This window comes from Sulfuritalea sp. (genome assembly GCF_031426875.1).
Lineage (GTDB): Bacteria > Pseudomonadota > Gammaproteobacteria > Burkholderiales > Rhodocyclaceae > Sulfuritalea.
In genome coordinates, this window is the sequence record NZ_JASJPC010000029.1 from 59,456 (window position 1) to 77,444 (window position 17,989).

The window sequence follows — 17,989 nt, forward strand, 5'->3', positions numbered from 1 at the left end:
GCCGAACCGTGCTTATCCGGTTAGCTCCCAAGCCTACTACCTGTAGTGGGCCGTAATTTTTTGGGCGAATTCAAGTCTGAAGTGCAACAGCGTTATGACGAGAGTGTAGCTGCTTCATGAAGACCTCGTGAGGCGTTTTGAAGCCGAGGCATTTTCTGGGACGGTGATTGAGGCGGTGCATGGCGAAGGCGACTTGGTCAGGGGTAATGGAATCGAAGTACATCTTCTTTGGAAAGAACTGGCGAATCAGGCCGTTCATATTCTCGTTCGCGCCGCGTTCCCAGGAAGCATAGGGATGAGCGAAGAAGAAGTCTGCGTCGAGCTCTTCGGCGATACGCTCATGCTGGGCAAACTCCTTGCCGTTGTCAGTCGTCAGCGTGTGAACACGGGCTGCAAAAGGCGTCAGCAAGGAGATCATGGCGTCCGAAACAGCTTGCGCGGTCTTGAACGGTACATGCGCGATCAGGGAGTAGCGGGACGTGCGCTCGTTAATCGTGACCAGCGCCTGCTTCTGTCCGGCGCCGATGACCAGATTCGCCTCCCAATCGCCGAAGCGGCCACGCTCGGCCACGATGGCAGGGCGCAAATCGATGGAGACCTGGTTGGGGATGGTGCCGCGTCGCTCACGGCCGCCATAACGCTTTCGCCGGGCCTTCTGGCAGCGCAGGGTGCGGTGCAGCGTGCCACCGGCTCGCTTGTCGGCGTAGATACGCTGGTAGATGCTTTCGTGGCTGACGGTGGTCTGTCCATTGACTTTGAGGTAGCCGGAGACTTGCTCCGGACTCCACGTCTCGCCAAGTTTGGCGTCAACCATGGCCCATGTTTCGGCCGTAACGCGCGGGCCGTTCTCACAGGCCCGTATGCGGGCCTGTGAGAACTCATGCGCTTGCTTGGGCCGATAGCCGCGCTCTCCGCGATTACGCTTCATCTCCCGGCCAATGCTCGATTTGTGGCGGTTCATTACGCGGGCTATGTTGCTTCTGTCATGTCCGGCTTTGGCAAGGATGGCAATCTGGTACCGTTCGTCTTGGGTGAGATGTGTGTATTTCATTCCGGGCAACTTTGACTTGGCGGTCGAGGGGCTCGGATGCTAGCGCATCTCGCCCACCCAACCCGTTAATCAGAGTTGCACTTCGAATTTGAACTCGCGCCACGTCATAGCGATTGCAGTACCACAACAATAAAATTGATGCCGGCCTGCTCGGTAAAATCGTGCTCGCACGCTTTCTGGAGTTGCCGCTGCGGACTGTTGACCGTCTCGTGATCCAGACGGAGTCTTCCACCGGGTTTACCTTTCTGCGCCCTTGGGTGACCGTGGGTCAATTGGAAGGCACGCAGGTGGCGCATGATGCAGCCGACATTCCCCAAAACCAAGCATCCCAGATACTGGGAGAGGTTCGCGAGGCGGGGGACCGGAGCCTGATGTTCCTCTACCACCGCGACAGCTACGCGCGGGAATACCGATTCGATGAGGAGGGTATGAACCTCATGACGTCCCGCCTGGACTTCCCGACAGAACTGGCGGGCGTATTGCGCAGGTTACGCCTCATCAACACCAGGAACCGGCTCACCCACGCACTGATGCAGGCAGTATTGGCATCGCAAGCGGCGTATCTGCATTCCGGGCAGGCCTTGGCGCTCTTGCCCCTGACCCAAGCGGAGATTTCCGCCCGGCTGCGGTCGGAGTCGAATCTTTCCGTGGTGGCGGATACGGGCCGGATCTCCCGGTTGGTGCGTGTATTGTCCATCGCGCTACCGAACGGCGAAGCGGTGCCGTTGGGCGGGCTTTTCCCGAAGCCGCGGCAAGTTCATTGTCATTTCGTGGATCATGTGATAAAAAGGGAAAAGGCATGGATGCTCCAAGGGATATTGTGGGAGCCGCTGACGGACGAGGCCATCGCTGCCATTCTCGAGCGCGAATACGGCATTAACTTGTTGCGGCGCACGGTGGCCAACATCCGGCACGACTTGGCGATTCCCGATTGCCGGAGTCGCAGTCAGCGCATGAATTATCTGGCGGCGACCGAGGGGTTTTCCGCACTGGTACCATTGACCCATCAAGCGCTGCGGACCGCGGTTCCGTCCCAGCCGGGGGTATACGAAATTCGGGCAGCCTTGGGCTCGCCCATGAGTGAGGTAAAAGAGGGATGGCTTGAGAAAAGCGCGTCGCCGGGGACGCACAGCGTAGTGTATATCGGCTCGACCAGGGATTTGCGCAAGCGTTTGGGAGATCACCTGCGCGGCAGTAGCGATAACGTTCTACTTTATAACCACCTCGCAGACGGTACCGCGCGGGTGCGATTTCGTCTGGTCAGCGAAGAATGGCGCTGGGCAGAGCGGGATTTGTATCGGGTGTTTTGCGAAACCTTCGGCACGTCGCCGTTGTGCAATCGCATGAGCCCGTGAGAAAGAGAGCTGCAGCGGAAGAGGACACACTGGAATCTGGCACAAGACATGAACAAGAATAAATAAAGGTTGGGGCATATCGTGGAAAAAATATTGCGCAAGCAAGCAAGCAAGCAAGCCTGACGTCCCCCTCGTCGTCTGCGGCCCCATAGCGGGAGCCGAACTATGAATCGCTCGGGCGAGGCCGTCGCCGCGCCGGCTCGGGCGATCAGGATCGACGCGCAAGAGATCACTCGGTGCAAGGCATTTCTGGAGTTCGACGAGACCGATGTCAGCTTGCTCACGGAGTTGCACGAGCGCTGGTGCAGTCCTTCCGCGTTCTGCGATATCTCGAAAATCATTCCACGAACAGTCTTTACAGTACGCGCGCGGCGGCTTCCTTTGCTAGCGGCCGTTTCACCTTCCGATTCTTTACCGCGCCCCTTGCCCTTGCTTTCAGGGACGTACTCGCACTCACATGGGCGGGGTCGATTCTCATGCTAAAAAGAATTCCCTTGCTCGCGAAAGTCAGCATCGCCCCCTTGGTGGCGGGACTCGTTTTACTGATCCTCCTTGCATGGCAAGCCCATGCCCTCGGTGAAATTGAACAGGATGCGGTGGCGATCAATCTGGCGGGCAGCGAACGGATGCGACTGTTCAAACTTGTCATATTGACGGAGCAATACACAGAGCACAGAGAACCAAAGGTACGGGCCTTGATTGACAAGGAGATGACGACCTTTGAGGCTATCCTGCATGGGCTTAAGCACGGGGACCCGCAGTATGACCTCAAGAGTGTGGGCGATCCGGAGCTCATCGCCTACCTTGATAAACGCGGGGATGAGTGGAATAAGACCATCAAGCCCCTGTTTCAGAATGTTCTCGCCGCATCGGCTTCCAATGAAACCCTCCGGACATTGAAAGATCACGTGGAAGCGTATGTGACGCGTATAGACACATTGATCGCCCTTCTTCAGGCTTATTCCGACAAAAAGATAGATGCACAGTTCCATCTGTTATGGATGTTCCTGTTGGCGAACATTGTCATCGGGCTGGGGAGCGTGATTTATATCCACCTGATTATTCTCAAACCAATAAAGATGTTCGCGGAGATGTCGAAGGCCATAGCCGCGGGAGACCTCTCAAGGGCGGTGCCGGTTTTGTCGGAAGACGAAATCGGAGAGCTGGCAAGCGACTTCAATGAGATGTCATCCCGCCTCAAGAATCATATTGAAGTCCTGCAAGAGAGAACCGTCGAACTGGAAGCCCAAAAAGCCCTGATCGAGACCGACCGGCGCACCATCCTCGGTCTCAAACGCTTCGCCGATAACATCATTGCGAGCCTGCCTGCGGGGTTGATCGTGGTGAACGACACCCTCAAGGTGCGGAGTGTCAACCGCTCCTTCCGCGAGATGTTCAGACTGAAAAACGGAGAAGACGTTTCCGGGCGCGAACTCGGAGACATCCTGCCGCTACCCGATCTGCGCCAACAGGCGCAAACCGTCCTCGCCAGCGGGATAGCCTTGCGCGGTATTGACGTCGCGCTAGGCGAAAAATGGCTGCGCCTCACCATCACTGGAATACGGCTTGCAGAAGAAGAAGAAGAAGAAGAAGAAGAAGTGCTGGTAGCCGTGGAGGACATCACCGAGCTTAAAGTCCAGGCGGCTCATATTGAACAACTCGCCTTTTATGATCCCCTGACCTGCCTGCCCAACCGGAGCCTGTTGCGGGACCGTGTGCAGCAGGTGCTGACCCACAGCACACGCCACAAGAATCATGGTGCCATCCTGTTCATTGATCTGGACAACTTCAAGACTCTTAACGATACCAGGGGTCACAACATCGGTGATCTGCTGCTGATTGAGGTCGCCAAACGTCTCCAGGATTGCGTGCGCAGCAGCGATACGGTCGCCCGCCTGGGTGGCGACGAGTTTGTCGTCGTTCTCGAGGAACTGAACGAAGACACCCAGCAAGCGGTAGCGCAAGCTCGGGGTATTGGGGAGAAGGTTCTTGCCACCCTTAACCAGCCTTTCAACCTCCAAGGGTTTGAACACTACAACTCCGCCAGCATCGGCATCAGTTTGTTCCGTGACAACGAGATTGGCATGGATGACCTGCTCAGGCACGCTGATACCGCGATGTACCAAGCCAAGACCTCTGGCCGCAACACCCTGCGCTTCTTCGATCCGGACATGCAGGTCTCGCTTGAAGCTCGTGCCACACTTGAAGCCGACCTGCGCCACGCACTTTCTCAGCAGCAATTCAATCTCTTCTACCAGATACAGGTGAACGCCGCTAACCACCCCAGCGGTGCCGAGGCATTGCTGCGCTGGCTGCATCCAGAACGCGGTCTGGTCTCGCCGCTGCAATTCATCCCCTTGGCGGAAGATACCGGGTTGATCCTGCCCATCGGGCAATGGGTGCTGGAAACCGCCTGCGTCCAGATCAAGGCATGGGAAGCAAGCCCGTTGGGATGCGCACTGCAACTCGCCGTCAACGTGAGCGCGCGCCAGTTTCACCAACCGGGCTTCGTCGAGCAAGTGCGCGAGGCGCTGATCAAGACCGGTGCCGCCCCGAACCGGCTCAAGCTCGAACTGACCGAAAGCGTGGTGCTGGAGAACATCAATGACACTATCGCCAAAATGCACGAACTGAAGCAGATCGGTGTGAGATTCTCCATGGACGATTTTGGTACAGGCTATTCATCGCTGTCTTACTTGACACAACTTCCGTTTGACCAACTGAAGATCGATCGGTCTTTTGTGCATAATATCGGCATAAAACCCACTGACGCAGTGATCGTGCAGACGATCATTGGCATGGGCAACAGCCTGGGAATGGAAGTAGTTGCGGAAGGAGTGGAAAACGAGGAGCAGCGCGACTTCCTTGAACGCAATGGCTGTCATGTGTACCAGGGTTACTTGTTTAGCAAACCCATGCCGATTAAAGAGTTTGAGGTGTTGATCCGTATGCCGAATTGATCGACTGATGAGGAAAACATCGCTCAAGGATACGCTTCCATCCATTCCTGGCGGCAACGGCCTCTCGAAGAATATCGATATATTCAGCCCCCTCAACACGCTCGTCCGGCGGCGTTGGCCCTTCGGCAAGTTCTGATAGGAGTCTGCTACGCGCTGAGCAGGTTTCGCCAAGCTCCAGAATGCGGCTATAGGCTTCGCAGGAATAGGCGAATGTTTCGCGCATGAAGCGAAAGAGATTCTTCGAGCCGTTAGACCAAAGTTCGGGCTAGGATTCGACGCCTACTTGCCACACTTGGCGCGCACCGTTTCCAGATGTGTACAAAGCTGCTCAGCGCCATCCAGGATACGAGGGGTGTGGCGCTGTACCAGGTCCGGCTGAATGAAATACAGGTTGTCCCTGGCTACCGCGGCGATGGTATGCCAGTGCGCAAGGAACGGATACGTACAGTCGTTGCATCAGATTCTCCATTGACCAATGGCCGCAGCGAGACGCTGCCAGTCGGCTTCGCATGCCGGCAGGCCAACGCGCACCGCCGCGGGTTGTGCGAAATGGCGCAGCAGGATGCCCTGCCGTGCGAAAAATTCATGCAGTTGCCGCGCATCGTCGCGGGCCAGGTAACGGAACAGCGCGGTGCCGCTCGACTCGCCGAGACCCGCGGCGGCGAGCAGACCGTGCAGGCGCGCGCCGGCGCGCTGCAACCGTGCGCGCTGCGCTGCCTGCCACGCGCCGTCCGCCAGCGCCGCACGCGCCGCGTGGCGCGAGGGATGCGCGACCGCCCACGGCCCGATTGCTTCGGCCAGTGGCGCGAGGATGGCATCGGCGGCAAGCGCAAAACCGACGCGGGCGCCGGCCAGGCCGAAGAACTTGCCCAGCGAGCGCAGCACCACGACATTGGCCGCCGCGGCACTGCCGGCGGCATCGGCGAGCGACTCGGATTTTTCCTCGGCATCGGCGAAGGCTTCATCGACGATCAGCCAGCCGCCGCGCGCTTCGAGTTGCCGCGCCAGGTCGAGCAAGGTACGACGCGAAAAACGCTGCCCGGCAGGGTTGTTCGGGTTTCCGATGACCACGGCATCGGCCGCGCCGGCCGCCTTCGGCAGCTCCTCGGCGGAACAGCGCTGTACGCTATGCCCTGCGGCTGACCAAGCGCCGGCGTACTCCTCATAGCTCGGCTCCAGCATTGCGGCGATACCCGGCGCCTTCAAACGCGGCAGCAGTTGAATCCCCGCCTGCGAACCGGGCAGCGGCAACGCTTGTCGGGCGCCGTAGTAACGGCAGGCGAGTTCGGCGAGGCCGTCCTCGTCTTCGGGCAGGCGCTGCCAGACCGCGGGAGGAATCGGCGGCACCGGGTAGGCGTGCGGCGCAACCCCGGTCGACAGATCGAGCCAGTCTTCGGGCGCGATGCCGTAGCGCTGCGCGGCGGCAAGCAGGCGACCGCCGTGCTCAAGCATGATGCATGACTACCACCAACAGACCGGCGCAGGCCAGCCAGAACCACAGACCGCGCTCCACCAGCGCCAGTGCGGCACGAATATGAGCGATAGTCGGCGCGTAGCCGGCGCCGACTGCTGGCCGGTCTTCCAGGTGTCCGTGATAAATCGCCGGGCCGCCGAGACGCACCGCCAGTGCCCCGGCACCTGCCGCCAGTACCGGCCCGGCGTTGGGACTGCTCCAGGCGGCGGACTGCTGCCGCCAGCAGGACAGCGCATTGCGGGTATTGCCAAGCAGGGCATAAGTCAGGGCTGTCAGGCGTGCCGGAATCAGGTTCATCAGATCGTCGATGCGCGCCGCCGCCCAGCCGAAATACACCCGCCGCGAGTCGCGGTAGCCCCACATTGTTGGCCATGTGCAGGAAATGTTGCCGCGGCAATGGATGGCGCTCAAGTTCGACTACGAGCGCGTGATCTGCGTCGACGTCGAAAGCCTTTGAGACTGTTGTTACTGTTTCGTTACCGCATCGCGCGTAGCATCCTCGTTCAATCTCTCCATCGGCGTCTCGCCGGTTGCCGCTGCGATGATTACTGTAATCGACCCACGCTTTGCGACGGATGAAATTCCTCTGACGCGAACTCCGTCTTTCAATAGAGTAGCGCCTATCGGCCATTACGAATGGCCGCTCTCCATTTCTTGGCTTTCGTGGCGAATGGCCGCTCCTAATTTTCGCGACGGTCGGCTAAGGGCACAAAGCTGCAAATTGTTACCGCGGCGCAGCTGCCCAGCATTCAGCAGTCGGCGCTGAGGACACGGCGCGAGGCTTGTTCGGGCTCGCGCGCCACTTGGCCGATCAGGATTTCCCGGGTGCAAAGGTTTTCGAGGACGCCGGGGCCGCCGATTCGCCGCGCTTCCGGTAGAGTGTGCGCCCCGCCCGAGAGGCAACCGTCACACTGCGAATGTTCGACCACGCCACCACCCTGCCGCTTGCCTTTTGGCTGCTGGCCGTCGCCGCCACGGTGCTGGTCGGCATGTCCAAGGCCGGTTTCGGCGGCGCGGCGGGCAGCCTCGGCGTGCCGCTGATGGCGCTGGTGGTGGCGCCGCCCTTCGCCGCCGCGGTGATGCTGCCGATCCTGCTGGCCATCGATGCCATCGGCCTGGTGGTGTTTCGCGGCCGCGCCGATGGCGCCAACCTGCGCATCATCCTGCCCGGCGCGATGCTGGGCATCGCACTGGGCTGGCTCACTTTCGGCCAGGTCGATGCGCGCTGGATCCGCCTGCTGATCGGCATCGAGGCCCTGCTGTTCGCCTTCGACCGCTTCCGCGCCGCGGGCAAGGTCGATAGCGCCGTGCCGTCAGCGCCAACTCTCGCCCCGGGGATTTTCTGGAGTGCGCTGTCCGGCTTCACCAGCTTCGTCTCGCACGCCGGCGGCCCGCCCATCATGCAATACCTGATGCCGCAGAACATGGACAAGATGCGCCTGGTCGGCACCACGGTGATCTACTTTTCGGTGGTGAATTTTTCCAAGCTCGGCCCCTATGCCCAGCTCGGCCTGCTCGACCTGTCCAACCTCGGCGTTTCGCTGCTGTTGGCGCCGGCGATCCCGCTCGGCTACTTGATCGGCTACCGGCTGCTCCATGCCGTCGACATGCGCGGCTTCAACCTGGTGACGGCATGGACGCTGCTGGCGGCGGGGGCGAAGCTTTGCTACGACGGGCTGGCCGGATAGGCGCGGCGGACAACTGGTTGGTCGACGCTCAGGCGTCGAGCCAGGTCCGCGCCTCGTCCAGCGACGAAAAAATCCGGGTCGGATAGGTTTTCAGCGGCGAACCGGCATATTGATCCGCCAACTCGAGGCAGTCCGCAGCCGCGGCCACCAGCGCAATCCTGATGCGCGCATTGCTGATCGATGCCGCGTGCTCGATGGCCACAATTTCGTCGACCGACGCGGGCGACACCGAACACTCGGTAGCGTCCAGGTAATTGTTGATGATGTAGCGCAGGGAGTCGAAGCGCTCGTCGCCGTGGGTTTGCGCGATCGAAGCGGTGACGTCGGCGTCGGTGACCGGACCAAAGAAGCGCTTGAGGACCCCGCGCGGTTCCCAGATGAGTTCGTAGCTCAAATTTCGTCCTGTCGGTCCCGTAATTGCAGTCAGGAACGCATTTTCAGGAAGTATTTGCGGAAAGCTGTCATCGTCTTCGGCGCCAGCGAATAACTGACGCGCCTGCCGTCGTCGCGCAGCGTCGACCGCCGTATCGTCCGGTTGTCGACCAGCACATTGAGTCGTCGCTGCAGTGTGGTCGGCGGCGCCAATTCGAGCAGCATCAACTGCTTGAATCCGAGCGGCGCGCAATTTTCGTCGGCGGCCCCGATCGCAACCAGGATATCGTGATCCCGCAACGACCGGATGAATGGCAGCAAGATTCGGCGATTGGCGGACGCCGCCCGGAGTTTTTCGAATGACATGGCGTGTAGACCGCTGGATTAATTCATTTAAGGTATTCAACATACTTGTACCGGCACGAATCGACAAGGACGATTTACATCCAGTTTGGGGGGAACCGTGCCGCGCCGCCCGATGCGCCGCGATTCCAGCGCCGATGCGGCATTCCGCAACGCCGTGGGCGCGACCTTGGCCGCCACCACCGAGGACTCGTTGCCACGCTCAAGGCGGCGAGCGCCGTGCCGCCAGCGCCAACTCTTGTCCCGAACACCGCACCAAGGCATGCAACATGGTTTTGACATTGCCGTAACGGGTTCTATCCTTTTTGAACCTGCCGCTGCCGCAGCGGTCGGAGTAACTCAATCACCCCCAAGGAGACTATGATGAAAAAATGGATGACCCTAACAGCATTGGTGGCATTTTCCGGCACCGCCCTGGCCTTTCACTGTCCGGCCGACATGAAGAAAATCGATGCCGCACTCGACAAGAAGCCGACGCTTTCCACCGAGCAGATGGGCGAAGTGAAAAAACTGCGCACCGACGGCGAAGCCCTGCACAAGGCCGGCAAACACCAGGAATCCGTGGATACGCTCGCCAAGGCGATGAAAATCCTCGGCATCTAAGTCGTCATAACAGGCGCCGCAGACGCCTTGCGGAGCCGCGCAGTCCGTGGCGCGGCCCCGCCTCTCTCCCGCTGTCGAAGCATCGCCGAACCGGTATCGACTCCGGCGCCGGCGCGTGACCGCTTCGCTGCCCGCGGCACCGGCTGCGCCGACGAAAAGGTAAAGTAGCGCCCTGGATCGCGACCGTAGCAGGCCGGTCGCGGCATTCGCTTGCGGCGTCCATACACCCGACTGGCGCCGCATCGGCGCGGTCCATGCAAGCAAAACGCCGGCCGCCAGACGGAGCTCCATGCAGATACGCTATCCAAAATCATTCTTCAAGCTGTTGTTTGTCGGCTTCATGCTGGCGGTGCTGCCGCTCCTGGTCGGCTTGCTCGGCAACATCCTGGCCATCGAGAAACTGGCGGCGCAAAGCCAGCGCGCGGTATACGACGCGGCGCGCATTGCCCATGCCAGCCGCGAGCTGAACGATACCGCCGCCTCCCTGGAGCGCTCCGCGCAACAAAGCGCCGTTCTGCGCGATGCGACGCTGTGGCAGGGCTATGAAAACCTGCACACGCGATTTCGCGAAGCCGCCGCGAAGCTGACCGAAATGCCGCTCGAGGCGGATATACGCAAGACCCTCGACGACCTGTTGCAGCAGGAATCCACGCTGCACGATACGCTGACGCGCGGCCAGGCGACGCCGGCCGGGGCCATGGCGACTGCCCGCCGCTATGCCGAAATCTCCACGGCGTCGCGCATCCTGCTGGAGGGTTCGAGCACGCTGATCGATCGCGAAGCCGAATCACTGCGCGACCTGGCCGCGCAAACCGAGTCGCAGGCGCGCACCCAGTTGCTGGTGCTGCTGCCGCTGGCGGTCTTCGTCGTGGCCGGCTTCACCTACCTGCTGGCGCGGCCGATCACCGAGTTGAATCAGGGCATACGCGACCTTGGCGAGCGTCGCCTCGACACCCGGATCGAGGTCACCGGGCCGGAAGACCTGGAGCAACTCGGCCGCCAGCTCGACTGGCTGCGCCTGCGCCTGATCCAGCTCGAGGAACAGAAGAGCCGCTTCCTGCGCCATGTCTCGCACGAACTGAAAACGCCGCTGACGGTCCTGCGCGAAGGCTCGGAACTGCTGGCGGAAGAGGTGGCGGGCAGCCTTTCCGAACGGCAGCGCGAGATCGTGCATATACTGCAACAGAACAGCGTCGAACTGCAGCGCCTGATCGAAACCCTGTTGCGCCATGGCGAGGCCGAATTCCATCTGACATCGGTCAAGCTGCAGACGGTGAAGCCCGCGCAGATCATCTCTGCGATCGTCGAGCGGCAAAAACTGGCCTGTTCGTCGCGGCGGATCAGGGTGAGCCTGAAAACGGAGGATTTTGCGATGCAAACCGATCCCGAACGACTGCGCGTGGTGCTCGACAACCTGTTGTCGAACGCCGTCAAGTATTCCCCCGACGACGGCGAGATCCTCGTCACTGCAAGAAAGGAAGACGGATGGGCGGTGCTCGAAGTGCGCGATGAAGGACCGGGAGTGGCGCCGGCGGAGCGCGAGCGCATTTTCGAACCTTTCTACCGCGGCAGCGCCGATGCCGCCGGTACGGTGCGGGGCAGCGGGCTCGGCCTGTCCATCGCGCGGGATCACGTCCTGGCCATGGGCGGCGACATCGCGGTGGGCGAGGGACAGGGGTGCTTCACGGTGACGCTACCACTGGGTGCGCCATGAGCGCCGTCCGCCGGGCCGCCCCAAGGACGGCGCAGCCAATGACATGGAGCGGCGAAGCCGCGAACATCCGTCACCCCCTTCCCTGGGAAGGGGGAAGGGGGGTAGGCGAACCATGAGCGCGCTACGCCGGATCGCAATGGTGCTTTGCGCGCTTTCCCTGTTGGCGGGACTGGGCAGTTGTGCATTGTTCAAGCCGCCCGCCGACGCCTACTGGCTCGACCCGCAGGGGCCACGTCCGAGCAGCGATACGGCATCGCTGCTGCACTACGCGCTGTATGCCCGCAACCTTGCTGGCAAGCAGCTTGCCGAGGAAACCGAGCGCGTGCGCCTGACCTACATCGCCGAAAAAACCGATTTCCGCCTGCTGCAATATGCCATGGTGCTGGCCGTGCCCACCGCCACGGCGGCGGATCACCGTCGTGCCCAGCAATTGCTCGATCCGCTGGCACGGTCGGACGATGGCCGCAACAGCGAATTGCACGCCCTGGCATCATTGATGCGTGCAAACCTGGCGGAGCACCGCCGCCTCGAAGACGGCAGCCATTCCCTGGCGCAGAAAGCGCGGGAAGAACAGCGGCGGGCCGAAGAACTGGAGCAAAAGTTGGAAGCCCTGAAAGACATCGAAAAGAGCCTGCTGCCCCGAGACAAACCGAAGGGCAGAGCGAAATGAGCGACAGCCTGGGCAAGATCCTGCTGGTGGACGACGACGCCGATCTGCTGCGCCTGATTGCGATCCGTCTCGAAGCCGCGGGATATGCCGTGACCACGGCATCCAGCGGCCCCGAAGCGCTGGCCAAGCTGGCCGCGGACCGGCCGCAACTGGTGATCACCGACATGCGCATGCCCGGCATGGACGGCAACGCGCTGTTCGGCGCGGTGCGGGCGAACTATCCGACCCTGCCGGTGATCATGCTGACCGCCCACGGCACCATTCCGGAGGCCGTGGCGGCGACCCACCGCGGCGTCTTCGGCTATCTGGCCAAGCCCTACGAAGCCAAGGTGCTGCTGGACCAGGTGGCCAGGGCCATGCAGCTGTCGCCCGCGGCGCCCGGCAGCAATCCCGACGTCGAGGCCTGGCATGCCCATATCATCACGCGGAACATGGTCATGACGGACCTGCTGGCGCAGGCCAAGCTGGTCGCCGCAGGCGACGCCAGCGTGTTGCTGCGCGGCGCATCCGGCTCCGGCAAGGAAATGCTGGCGCAGGCCATCCACCTCGCCAGCGCGCGCCACGAGCGGCCCTTCATCGCCGTCAATTGCGGCGCGATTCCCGAAAACCTGCTCGAATCGGAGCTGTTCGGCTACACGCGGGGGGCCTTCACCGGCGCCATCAAGGATCACCCCGGCCTGATCCGCGCTGCGCAGGGCGGCACCCTGTTCCTCGACGAGATCGGCGACATGCCGCTGCCGCTTCAGGTCAAGCTGCTGCGCGTACTCGAAGAGCGCCAGGTCCGCCCCGTCGGCGCCACCAGCAGCACGCCGATCGACGTCCGCATCATCAGCGCCACGCACCGCGACCTCGAAGAGGAAATGAGCGCGGGACGCTTCCGCAGCGATCTCTATTACCGGCTCAACGTGGTCTCGCTGGCGATTCCCGACCTGGCCGAGCGGCGCGACGACATCCCGGTACTGGCCAACCACTTCCTGCGCAAGCTGGCCCAGCGTTATCGCAAGGAGATCAACGGCTTCGCGCCGGAGGCCATGGAACTGCTGATCCGCGCCAGCTGGCCGGGCAACGTGCGGCAGTTGCTGAACGTGGTCGAGCAGGCGGTGGCGCTGACCACCGGCCCCATCGTGACGCTGGCGCTGGTGCAGAAGACCATCAGCGAACTGGGCGAGATCGTGCCTTTCGACGAGGCGCGCCGCAGCTTCGAATCCGACTACCTGGTACGCCTGCTCAAGATGACCGGCGGCAATGTCACGCAGGCCGCCAAACTGGCGCGGCGCAACCGCACCGATTTCTACAAGCTGCTGCAGCGCCACGCACTCGATCCCGCGCTGTTCAAATGAGATAGGCGCCGGCAGGCTCCAGCGTCGCCATTCGGCGACAGCAATAAACCAGCACATTCAGGCAGTTGCTCCCGAACCGCGGGATCCTGTCGCCATCGGGCGACAGTCCGGGCTGGCCTCGACTCGCCCAATACCACACTAAGTCACTGATTATTTGCTGTTCTCCAGCCTGGCACGGCGGTTGCGAAGGCCAGATGAAGCATTGATTCCAATGCTGCAAACAAAGGAGATAAGCGATGAAGGTCCCATCGACTGCGCGGGTGGCTCTCATGGTCATGCTGCCGTGGCTGGCCGCCTGCAACAGCAATCCGAGCAAGCAGGATATCGGCATGGTGAGCGGCGCGATCATCGGTGGCGTGGTCGGTTCCTCGCTCACGGGCGGCAGCACGGTAGGCACGGTCGGCGGCGCCGCCGCCGGCACCTACATCGGCCACCAGATCGGCAAGGAGATGAAATAGCCATGAACACCACGACCATCGAGCCCATGGGCCGCAACGTCGAAACACGACCCGCGCGTCCCAAGCTACTGTATCCGGCGCTGGTCATCGCTGCGATTTCCGTCACGCTGTTCAGCCTGATCGGCATCGCCGCCCTGACCGGCGTCATGCCCTCGGCCCATTCCAATCCGCAAGCGGCCGCGACGGCCAAAGCCGCGCCGGCAGGAAAACTCGCGCAATCCTCGGCGCCCTCCTCCGCGCCGAAAGCGCGCGCCGGCGCGGCCGCCTGTGTGGGTTGCGGCACGGTCGAATCGATCAACCTGGTCGAGACTCCGGCGAAGACCAGCGGCGTCGGCGCCGTTGCCGGAGGTCTGACCGGCGCCCTGCTGGGCAACCAGATCGGGCGCGGCGACGGCCGCACCGTGATGACCATCGCGGGCGGCGCGGGCGGCGCCTACCTGGGCAACAAGATCGAGCAGAACACGAGCCGCACTTCGTCCTACAAGATCGTGGTGCGCATGGAGAACGGCAGCCTGCGCACGATCTATCAAACCGCGGCGCCCAGCGTCGCGGTGGGCGGCCAGGTGCAGATCGTCGGCAATTCCGTGGTGGCCCGCTCGTGAGCGCGATGCACGCCGCGACGCGGCAGGAGCGCAGCCAGTTCGCCCGGCTCACCACGATTTGCGGCGCCGTACTGTTGCTGGGCGGCTGCGAGGCCATGGCCATCACCGCCTTCGGCGTCGGCGCATCGACCGGCGTGGCGCAGACCCTCAACGGCCGCGCCTACCGGACCTTCACGGCGCCGGTGGTCGAGGTCAAGCAGGCCACGCTGGCCGCACTGACCCGCATGGGCATCAAGGTGATTTCCAGCAAGCGCGTGGCGAGCGAGGAAATCATCATCGCCAAAGCCGCGGACCGCGAGATCGAAATCACCCTGGAAATACTCAGCCCCAACTCGACACGCATGCGTTCGGTGACGAGGCAAGGCTTGTTTTACGACAGTGCCACATCGCTGGAAATAGTTCTGCAAACCGAAAAACGCATGATCAATGGATGAGGAGAGTGAACAAATGAAAAGAAACAGCCTGCGGCTGCTGGCAGTCAGCGCCGCCTACTTTGCCCTGAACTCCGCATTTGCGGCAGACGCGGTCATCGGCACGACCACGACCACCACAACCAGCACCAGCACCAACGGATCCGCCGACCCCGTCGTGGCGACCGCCGCCGTGCCGGCGCGCAGGATCGCCAGCCGCTTCGAGAGCCTTGCCGGCTCGCCGGAAAACGCCGCGAGCCTGGTCGCGGGGTTGCGCAGCGGCACGGAGATCATGCTGAGCGCACCGGACTCGACGACCGGCATCAGCTTCACCCCGACGACCCGGCCGATGGGCTACGGCAACATCACCCAGGCCTTGTCGCTGGCCCAGCGCCAACTGGCGGCCCAGGGCATCACCGAGCCGACGCCCGAGCAGTTGCATATCGCGCTGAACGGCGGCACGGTGACCAGCGTCGACAGCAACGGCGTCACCCAGACCGTCGACGTGCCCGGCGTCCTGCAGTTGCGCAGCCAGGGCATGGGCTGGGGACAGATCGCCCATAAGCTGTCGGTGAGCCCCGGCAACCGTCCGCCGACGACGTCCGGGACTTCCGGGACTGCCGGGACTGCCGGGACTGCCGGGACTGCCGGGACTTCCGGGACTTCCGGGACTTCCGGGACTTCCGGAACCTCCGGGACTAGCGCGACGACCGGGACCAGCGCGACAGCCGAAACGAGCGCGGCGACAAAGACGCAGGGCAGCAGCGCCGCGCTGCGCGGCTACAGCGGGGGCGCCATCGTCTCCGGCGACGGCAGCATGGTGCATGGACGTGCGCCGGGGTATTCAAGCGTGGCCCAGACGCGCACGGAGGTCCAGACACGCGGACAGGTGCAGGCACAGGCCCACTCACGCGCGCCGGTGATCCAGGCCAGCGGAGCCTCCTCGCACGCCGGAAATACCCTGATCAGCATCGGCAACCAGGGCAAGGGCCCTGTGTCGGGGCGCGGCAACGGCCGCTTCTGAGGCTGCGAGCAAAGCCAGGCGGCCGGCCTTGCCGGCCGCCTGAGGATCACAACGAAAGTATGGAGGTTGCCATGTTCCAAATGAGCACGCAGTTGTTCGACCAGTGCTGGCCCGCGATCGCGGCCCTGCTGAAAGCCGGGGACGAGGCCGCGCCGCGCCGCGGTGAAGCAACGCCCAGCGCTGCCGCGGCCACCGAGGCAAACTATGTTCTCGGCGTCGCCATGGGATATGCCCTGCGGGTCGACCAGGCATCCAGTTCCCCGCCGATGTATTCCGCAATGGTCGGCGGGCGCCTGCGGCGCATCCGGATCAGTCCGGTCGCCGATCGCACGGCCCTGACGCCAGCCCGCAACGACCAAAAGTCGACGCTGACGCTACGGCGAGCGACGCGCTGAAGCGCGCCATCGCCAGGCCAAGCAGGCGGATCATGGCTTGCGTGCAACGAGGCCGATCAGGGCCGAGCGCCCCTTGTGCCCCATCCCCTCGGCGATGTCGTCCTCATAGTCGACCAGTTCCTCGATTTCCCAGTCGGCAAAGGCATCGAGCAGGATCTCCCGGGTGTAGAGATTCTCCAGCGTGGACGGCCCACCGGTCGCATAAACCAGTTGCTGCGGCGTATAGCCGTGCAGCAGGACGCGTCCGCCCGGCCGCGCCAGTTGCTTCATGGCTGCGATTTGCCGCGTCCGCTCGGCGGCGCCGACGAACTGGATGAAAATGCCGATCACCCAGTCGAAAGCCTTTTGCAGGTCTGCCGGCGGCCAGTCCGGCGCCAGCATGTCCGCCACCAGAAAGCGGATGGCCTGATTGCGTCCGGCGGCGAGGCGTCGCGCCTTCTCGACGGCGATCGGTGAAATTTCCACGGCAGTCACGTCCAGGCCCTGTTCAGCCAGCCAGACCGAGTTGCGCCCCTCGCCGTCGGCAACCGACACCGCCGTGCGGCCGTTGCGCAGCAGCGCGGCCCGATGCACCAGAAAGCGGTTGGGCTCGGTACCGAACAGATAATCGTCGCCGGCATCCCGGTAACGCGTGTCCCAGCGTGTTTCCTGACTCATCGAATAAACCCCTGCGGATTACTCATGTGAAGCCGACCGTAGGGCTGACCGTGGGGCGGACCGTAGGGCGGACTTCAGTCCGCCATCCACCGCTGGCCGACTGAAGTCGGCCCTACAACGCCATCCACCCCTGGCCGACTGAAGTCGGCCCTACAAGGCCATCCACCTCGGCCGGACGAAGCCAACCCGGCTGGTTTGGCCGGCGCAGCAGGAGTATATTAGATAAAACTAATGCACTGGAGACAGCCATGAGCCAGAATTTGCAAGCACTCGGCGCGCAAGCCTACGCAAAAGCAGTGAAGTACGAACTCGACTACGGTTGCTGCCCGCAATGCGTGCTGGCCACGGTCCAGGAAACCGTCGGCATCGTCGATGACCAGACGGTCAAGGCCAGCCACGGCCTCTCCGGCGGCGGCGGCCTGCTCGGCGAAGGCGTCTGCGGCGCCCTCAGCGGCGGCTTGTTGGCGCTCAGCGCAAAGTTCGGCCGCGACCGCGACAAGCTCGACCGCGGCCGCTACATCAGCAACTTCAAGAAAGCCAAGGAACTCACCGAGCGCTTCCGCAAGGAATTCGGCGGCGTCACCTGTCGCCAACTGCAGCAGCAATTCACCGGCCGCACCTATGACATGTGGGACGCCGCGGAATACAAGGCCTTCGACGACGCCCGCGGCAAGCAATGCGCCCATGCCACCGGCACGGTCACGCAATGGGTGGTCGAGATTCTCCAGCGGTCTGCAGCGCAAGTGATGTGACTGAAGTCCGCCCCACACGGCGCGACTAGTAGTCAGTCAACCAGGAAAAGGCGCATTCCCTGCAGGAGCGAGCTTGCTCGCGATAAGCCGTTGTCGCGAGC

General features: G+C 62.6%; 19 protein-coding genes. 13 read left to right on the forward strand and 6 right to left on the reverse strand.

Annotated elements, in window-relative coordinates; all coding sequences use genetic code 11:
* Positions 1-70 precede the first annotated feature (70 nt).
* The gene (locus tag RMO95_RS14095; RefSeq protein ID WP_310451274.1) at positions 71-1,051 is read right to left on the reverse strand and encodes an IS30 family transposase; all 981 of its coding nucleotides are present in this window, start codon (positions 1,049-1,051) and stop codon (positions 71-73) included.
* A 113-nt stretch (positions 1,052-1,164) separates the two neighbouring features.
* Here RMO95_RS14095 and RMO95_RS14100 point away from each other — a divergent pair, with 113 nt between their 5' ends.
* Positions 1,165-2,406: a GIY-YIG nuclease family protein gene (locus RMO95_RS14100; protein WP_310451275.1), complete on the forward strand. Its 1,242-nt coding sequence runs from the start codon at positions 1,165-1,167 to the stop codon at positions 2,404-2,406.
* A gap of 476 nt (positions 2,407-2,882) precedes the next feature.
* Complete coding sequence (locus tag RMO95_RS14105) at positions 2,883-5,366, forward strand: EAL domain-containing protein (RefSeq protein ID WP_310451276.1); 2,484 nt, start codon at positions 2,883-2,885, stop codon at positions 5,364-5,366.
* A 456-nt stretch (positions 5,367-5,822) separates the two neighbouring features.
* Here the strand turns inward: RMO95_RS14105 and cobD are convergent, their stop codons facing one another.
* Positions 5,823-6,818: a threonine-phosphate decarboxylase CobD gene (gene cobD / locus RMO95_RS14110; protein ID WP_310451277.1), complete on the reverse strand. Its 996-nt coding sequence runs from the start codon at positions 6,816-6,818 to the stop codon at positions 5,823-5,825.
* Entirely contained in the window at positions 6,811-7,251 is a 441-nt protein-coding gene (locus RMO95_RS14115) for a cobalamin biosynthesis protein (RefSeq protein WP_409574963.1), read from the reverse strand. Before RMO95_RS14115 ends, cobD begins: the two co-directional genes overlap by 8 nt.
* 506 nt (positions 7,252-7,757) lie before the next feature.
* Here RMO95_RS14115 and RMO95_RS14120 point away from each other — a divergent pair.
* Positions 7,758-8,528 (forward strand): sulfite exporter TauE/SafE family protein, encoded by a 771-nt coding sequence (locus tag RMO95_RS14120; RefSeq protein ID WP_310451278.1) that lies wholly within the window; start codon positions 7,758-7,760, stop codon positions 8,526-8,528.
* A 28-nt stretch (positions 8,529-8,556) separates the two neighbouring features.
* On the opposite strand, the gene RMO95_RS14125 is transcribed toward RMO95_RS14120, so the two are convergent.
* Together RMO95_RS14125 and RMO95_RS14130 are read right to left on the reverse strand one after the other, a co-directional pair.
* Positions 8,557-8,922, reverse strand: coding sequence for a hypothetical protein (locus tag RMO95_RS14125; RefSeq protein WP_310451279.1), 366 nt, complete (start codon positions 8,920-8,922; stop codon positions 8,557-8,559).
* 29 nt (positions 8,923-8,951) lie between these two features.
* A complete protein-coding gene (locus RMO95_RS14130) occupies positions 8,952-9,125 on the reverse strand; it encodes a hypothetical protein (RefSeq protein ID WP_310451280.1) in 174 nt (57 codons plus the stop codon).
* A gap of 513 nt (positions 9,126-9,638) precedes the next feature.
* Here RMO95_RS14130 and RMO95_RS14135 point away from each other — a divergent pair.
* The 9 genes from RMO95_RS14135 to RMO95_RS14175 all read left to right on the forward strand — a co-directional run bounded on the left by RMO95_RS14135 (position 9,639) and on the right by RMO95_RS14175 (position 16,479).
* The gene (locus RMO95_RS14135) at positions 9,639-9,866 is read left to right on the forward strand and encodes a hypothetical protein (protein ID WP_310451281.1); all 228 of its coding nucleotides are present in this window, start codon (positions 9,639-9,641) and stop codon (positions 9,864-9,866) included.
* A gap of 289 nt (positions 9,867-10,155) precedes the next feature.
* Positions 10,156-11,580: a HAMP domain-containing sensor histidine kinase gene (locus RMO95_RS14140; protein WP_310451282.1), complete on the forward strand. Its 1,425-nt coding sequence runs from the start codon at positions 10,156-10,158 to the stop codon at positions 11,578-11,580.
* A gap of 112 nt (positions 11,581-11,692) precedes the next feature.
* Positions 11,693-12,250, forward strand: a complete 558-nt coding sequence (locus tag RMO95_RS14145; RefSeq protein WP_310451283.1) for a hypothetical protein — start codon at positions 11,693-11,695, stop codon at positions 12,248-12,250.
* Positions 12,247-13,590, forward strand: coding sequence for a sigma 54-interacting transcriptional regulator (locus RMO95_RS14150; protein ID WP_310451284.1), 1,344 nt, complete (start codon positions 12,247-12,249; stop codon positions 13,588-13,590). The genes RMO95_RS14145 and RMO95_RS14150 overlap by 4 nt, the downstream gene beginning before the upstream one ends.
* Positions 13,591-13,826: 236 nt before the next feature.
* Positions 13,827-14,048, forward strand: a complete 222-nt coding sequence (locus tag RMO95_RS14155; protein WP_310451285.1) for a glycine zipper 2TM domain-containing protein — start codon at positions 13,827-13,829, stop codon at positions 14,046-14,048.
* A 2-nt stretch (positions 14,049-14,050) separates the two neighbouring features.
* Positions 14,051-14,650: a glycine zipper 2TM domain-containing protein gene (locus tag RMO95_RS14160; RefSeq protein ID WP_310451286.1), complete on the forward strand. Its 600-nt coding sequence runs from the start codon at positions 14,051-14,053 to the stop codon at positions 14,648-14,650.
* Positions 14,651-14,655: 5 nt separating this feature from the next.
* Positions 14,656-15,084: a DUF3568 family protein gene (locus tag RMO95_RS14165; protein ID WP_310451292.1), complete on the forward strand. Its 429-nt coding sequence runs from the start codon at positions 14,656-14,658 to the stop codon at positions 15,082-15,084.
* Positions 15,085-15,097: 13 nt separating this feature from the next.
* On the forward strand, positions 15,098-16,084 hold the full coding sequence (locus RMO95_RS14170; protein WP_310451287.1) for a hypothetical protein: 987 nt from the start codon (positions 15,098-15,100) through the stop codon (positions 16,082-16,084).
* A 71-nt stretch (positions 16,085-16,155) separates the two neighbouring features.
* On the forward strand, positions 16,156-16,479 hold the full coding sequence (locus RMO95_RS14175; protein ID WP_310451288.1) for a hypothetical protein: 324 nt from the start codon (positions 16,156-16,158) through the stop codon (positions 16,477-16,479).
* 30 nt (positions 16,480-16,509) lie between these two features.
* Here RMO95_RS14175 and RMO95_RS14180 read toward each other — a convergent pair whose 3' ends face one another.
* Entirely contained in the window at positions 16,510-17,136 is a 627-nt protein-coding gene (locus tag RMO95_RS14180; protein WP_310451289.1) for a class I SAM-dependent methyltransferase, read from the reverse strand.
* A 248-nt stretch (positions 17,137-17,384) separates the two neighbouring features.
* On the opposite strand from RMO95_RS14180, the gene RMO95_RS14185 reads away from it, so the two are divergent.
* A complete protein-coding gene (locus tag RMO95_RS14185) occupies positions 17,385-17,888 on the forward strand; it encodes a C-GCAxxG-C-C family protein (RefSeq protein ID WP_310451290.1) in 504 nt (167 codons plus the stop codon).
* Positions 17,889-17,989: the final 101 nt, after the last annotated feature.

Coding starts and splice junctions, on each gene's coding strand:
- RMO95_RS14095 (WP_310451274.1), bottom strand. CDS start 1,051: ATGAAATACACACATCTCACCCAAGACGAACGGTACCAGATTGCCATC.
- RMO95_RS14105 (WP_310451276.1), top strand. CDS start 2,883: ATGCTAAAAAGAATTCCCTTGCTCGCGAAAGTCAGCATCGCCCCCTTG.
- cobD (WP_310451277.1), bottom strand. CDS start 6,818: ATGCTTGAGCACGGCGGTCGCCTGCTTGCCGCCGCGCAGCGCTACGGC.
- RMO95_RS14120 (WP_310451278.1), top strand. CDS start 7,758: ATGTTCGACCACGCCACCACCCTGCCGCTTGCCTTTTGGCTGCTGGCC.
- RMO95_RS14130 (WP_310451280.1), bottom strand. CDS start 9,125: ATGCTGCTCGAATTGGCGCCGCCGACCACACTGCAGCGACGACTCAAT.
- RMO95_RS14135 (WP_310451281.1), top strand. CDS start 9,639: ATGACCCTAACAGCATTGGTGGCATTTTCCGGCACCGCCCTGGCCTTT.
- RMO95_RS14140 (WP_310451282.1), top strand. CDS start 10,156: ATGCAGATACGCTATCCAAAATCATTCTTCAAGCTGTTGTTTGTCGGC.
- RMO95_RS14145 (WP_310451283.1), top strand. CDS start 11,693: ATGAGCGCGCTACGCCGGATCGCAATGGTGCTTTGCGCGCTTTCCCTG.
- RMO95_RS14150 (WP_310451284.1), top strand. CDS start 12,247: ATGAGCGACAGCCTGGGCAAGATCCTGCTGGTGGACGACGACGCCGAT.
- RMO95_RS14155 (WP_310451285.1), top strand. CDS start 13,827: ATGAAGGTCCCATCGACTGCGCGGGTGGCTCTCATGGTCATGCTGCCG.
- RMO95_RS14160 (WP_310451286.1), top strand. CDS start 14,051: ATGAACACCACGACCATCGAGCCCATGGGCCGCAACGTCGAAACACGA.
- RMO95_RS14165 (WP_310451292.1), top strand. CDS start 14,656: ATGCACGCCGCGACGCGGCAGGAGCGCAGCCAGTTCGCCCGGCTCACC.
- RMO95_RS14170 (WP_310451287.1), top strand. CDS start 15,098: ATGAAAAGAAACAGCCTGCGGCTGCTGGCAGTCAGCGCCGCCTACTTT.
- RMO95_RS14175 (WP_310451288.1), top strand. CDS start 16,156: ATGTTCCAAATGAGCACGCAGTTGTTCGACCAGTGCTGGCCCGCGATC.
- RMO95_RS14180 (WP_310451289.1), bottom strand. CDS start 17,136: ATGAGTCAGGAAACACGCTGGGACACGCGTTACCGGGATGCCGGCGAC.
- RMO95_RS14185 (WP_310451290.1), top strand. CDS start 17,385: ATGAGCCAGAATTTGCAAGCACTCGGCGCGCAAGCCTACGCAAAAGCA.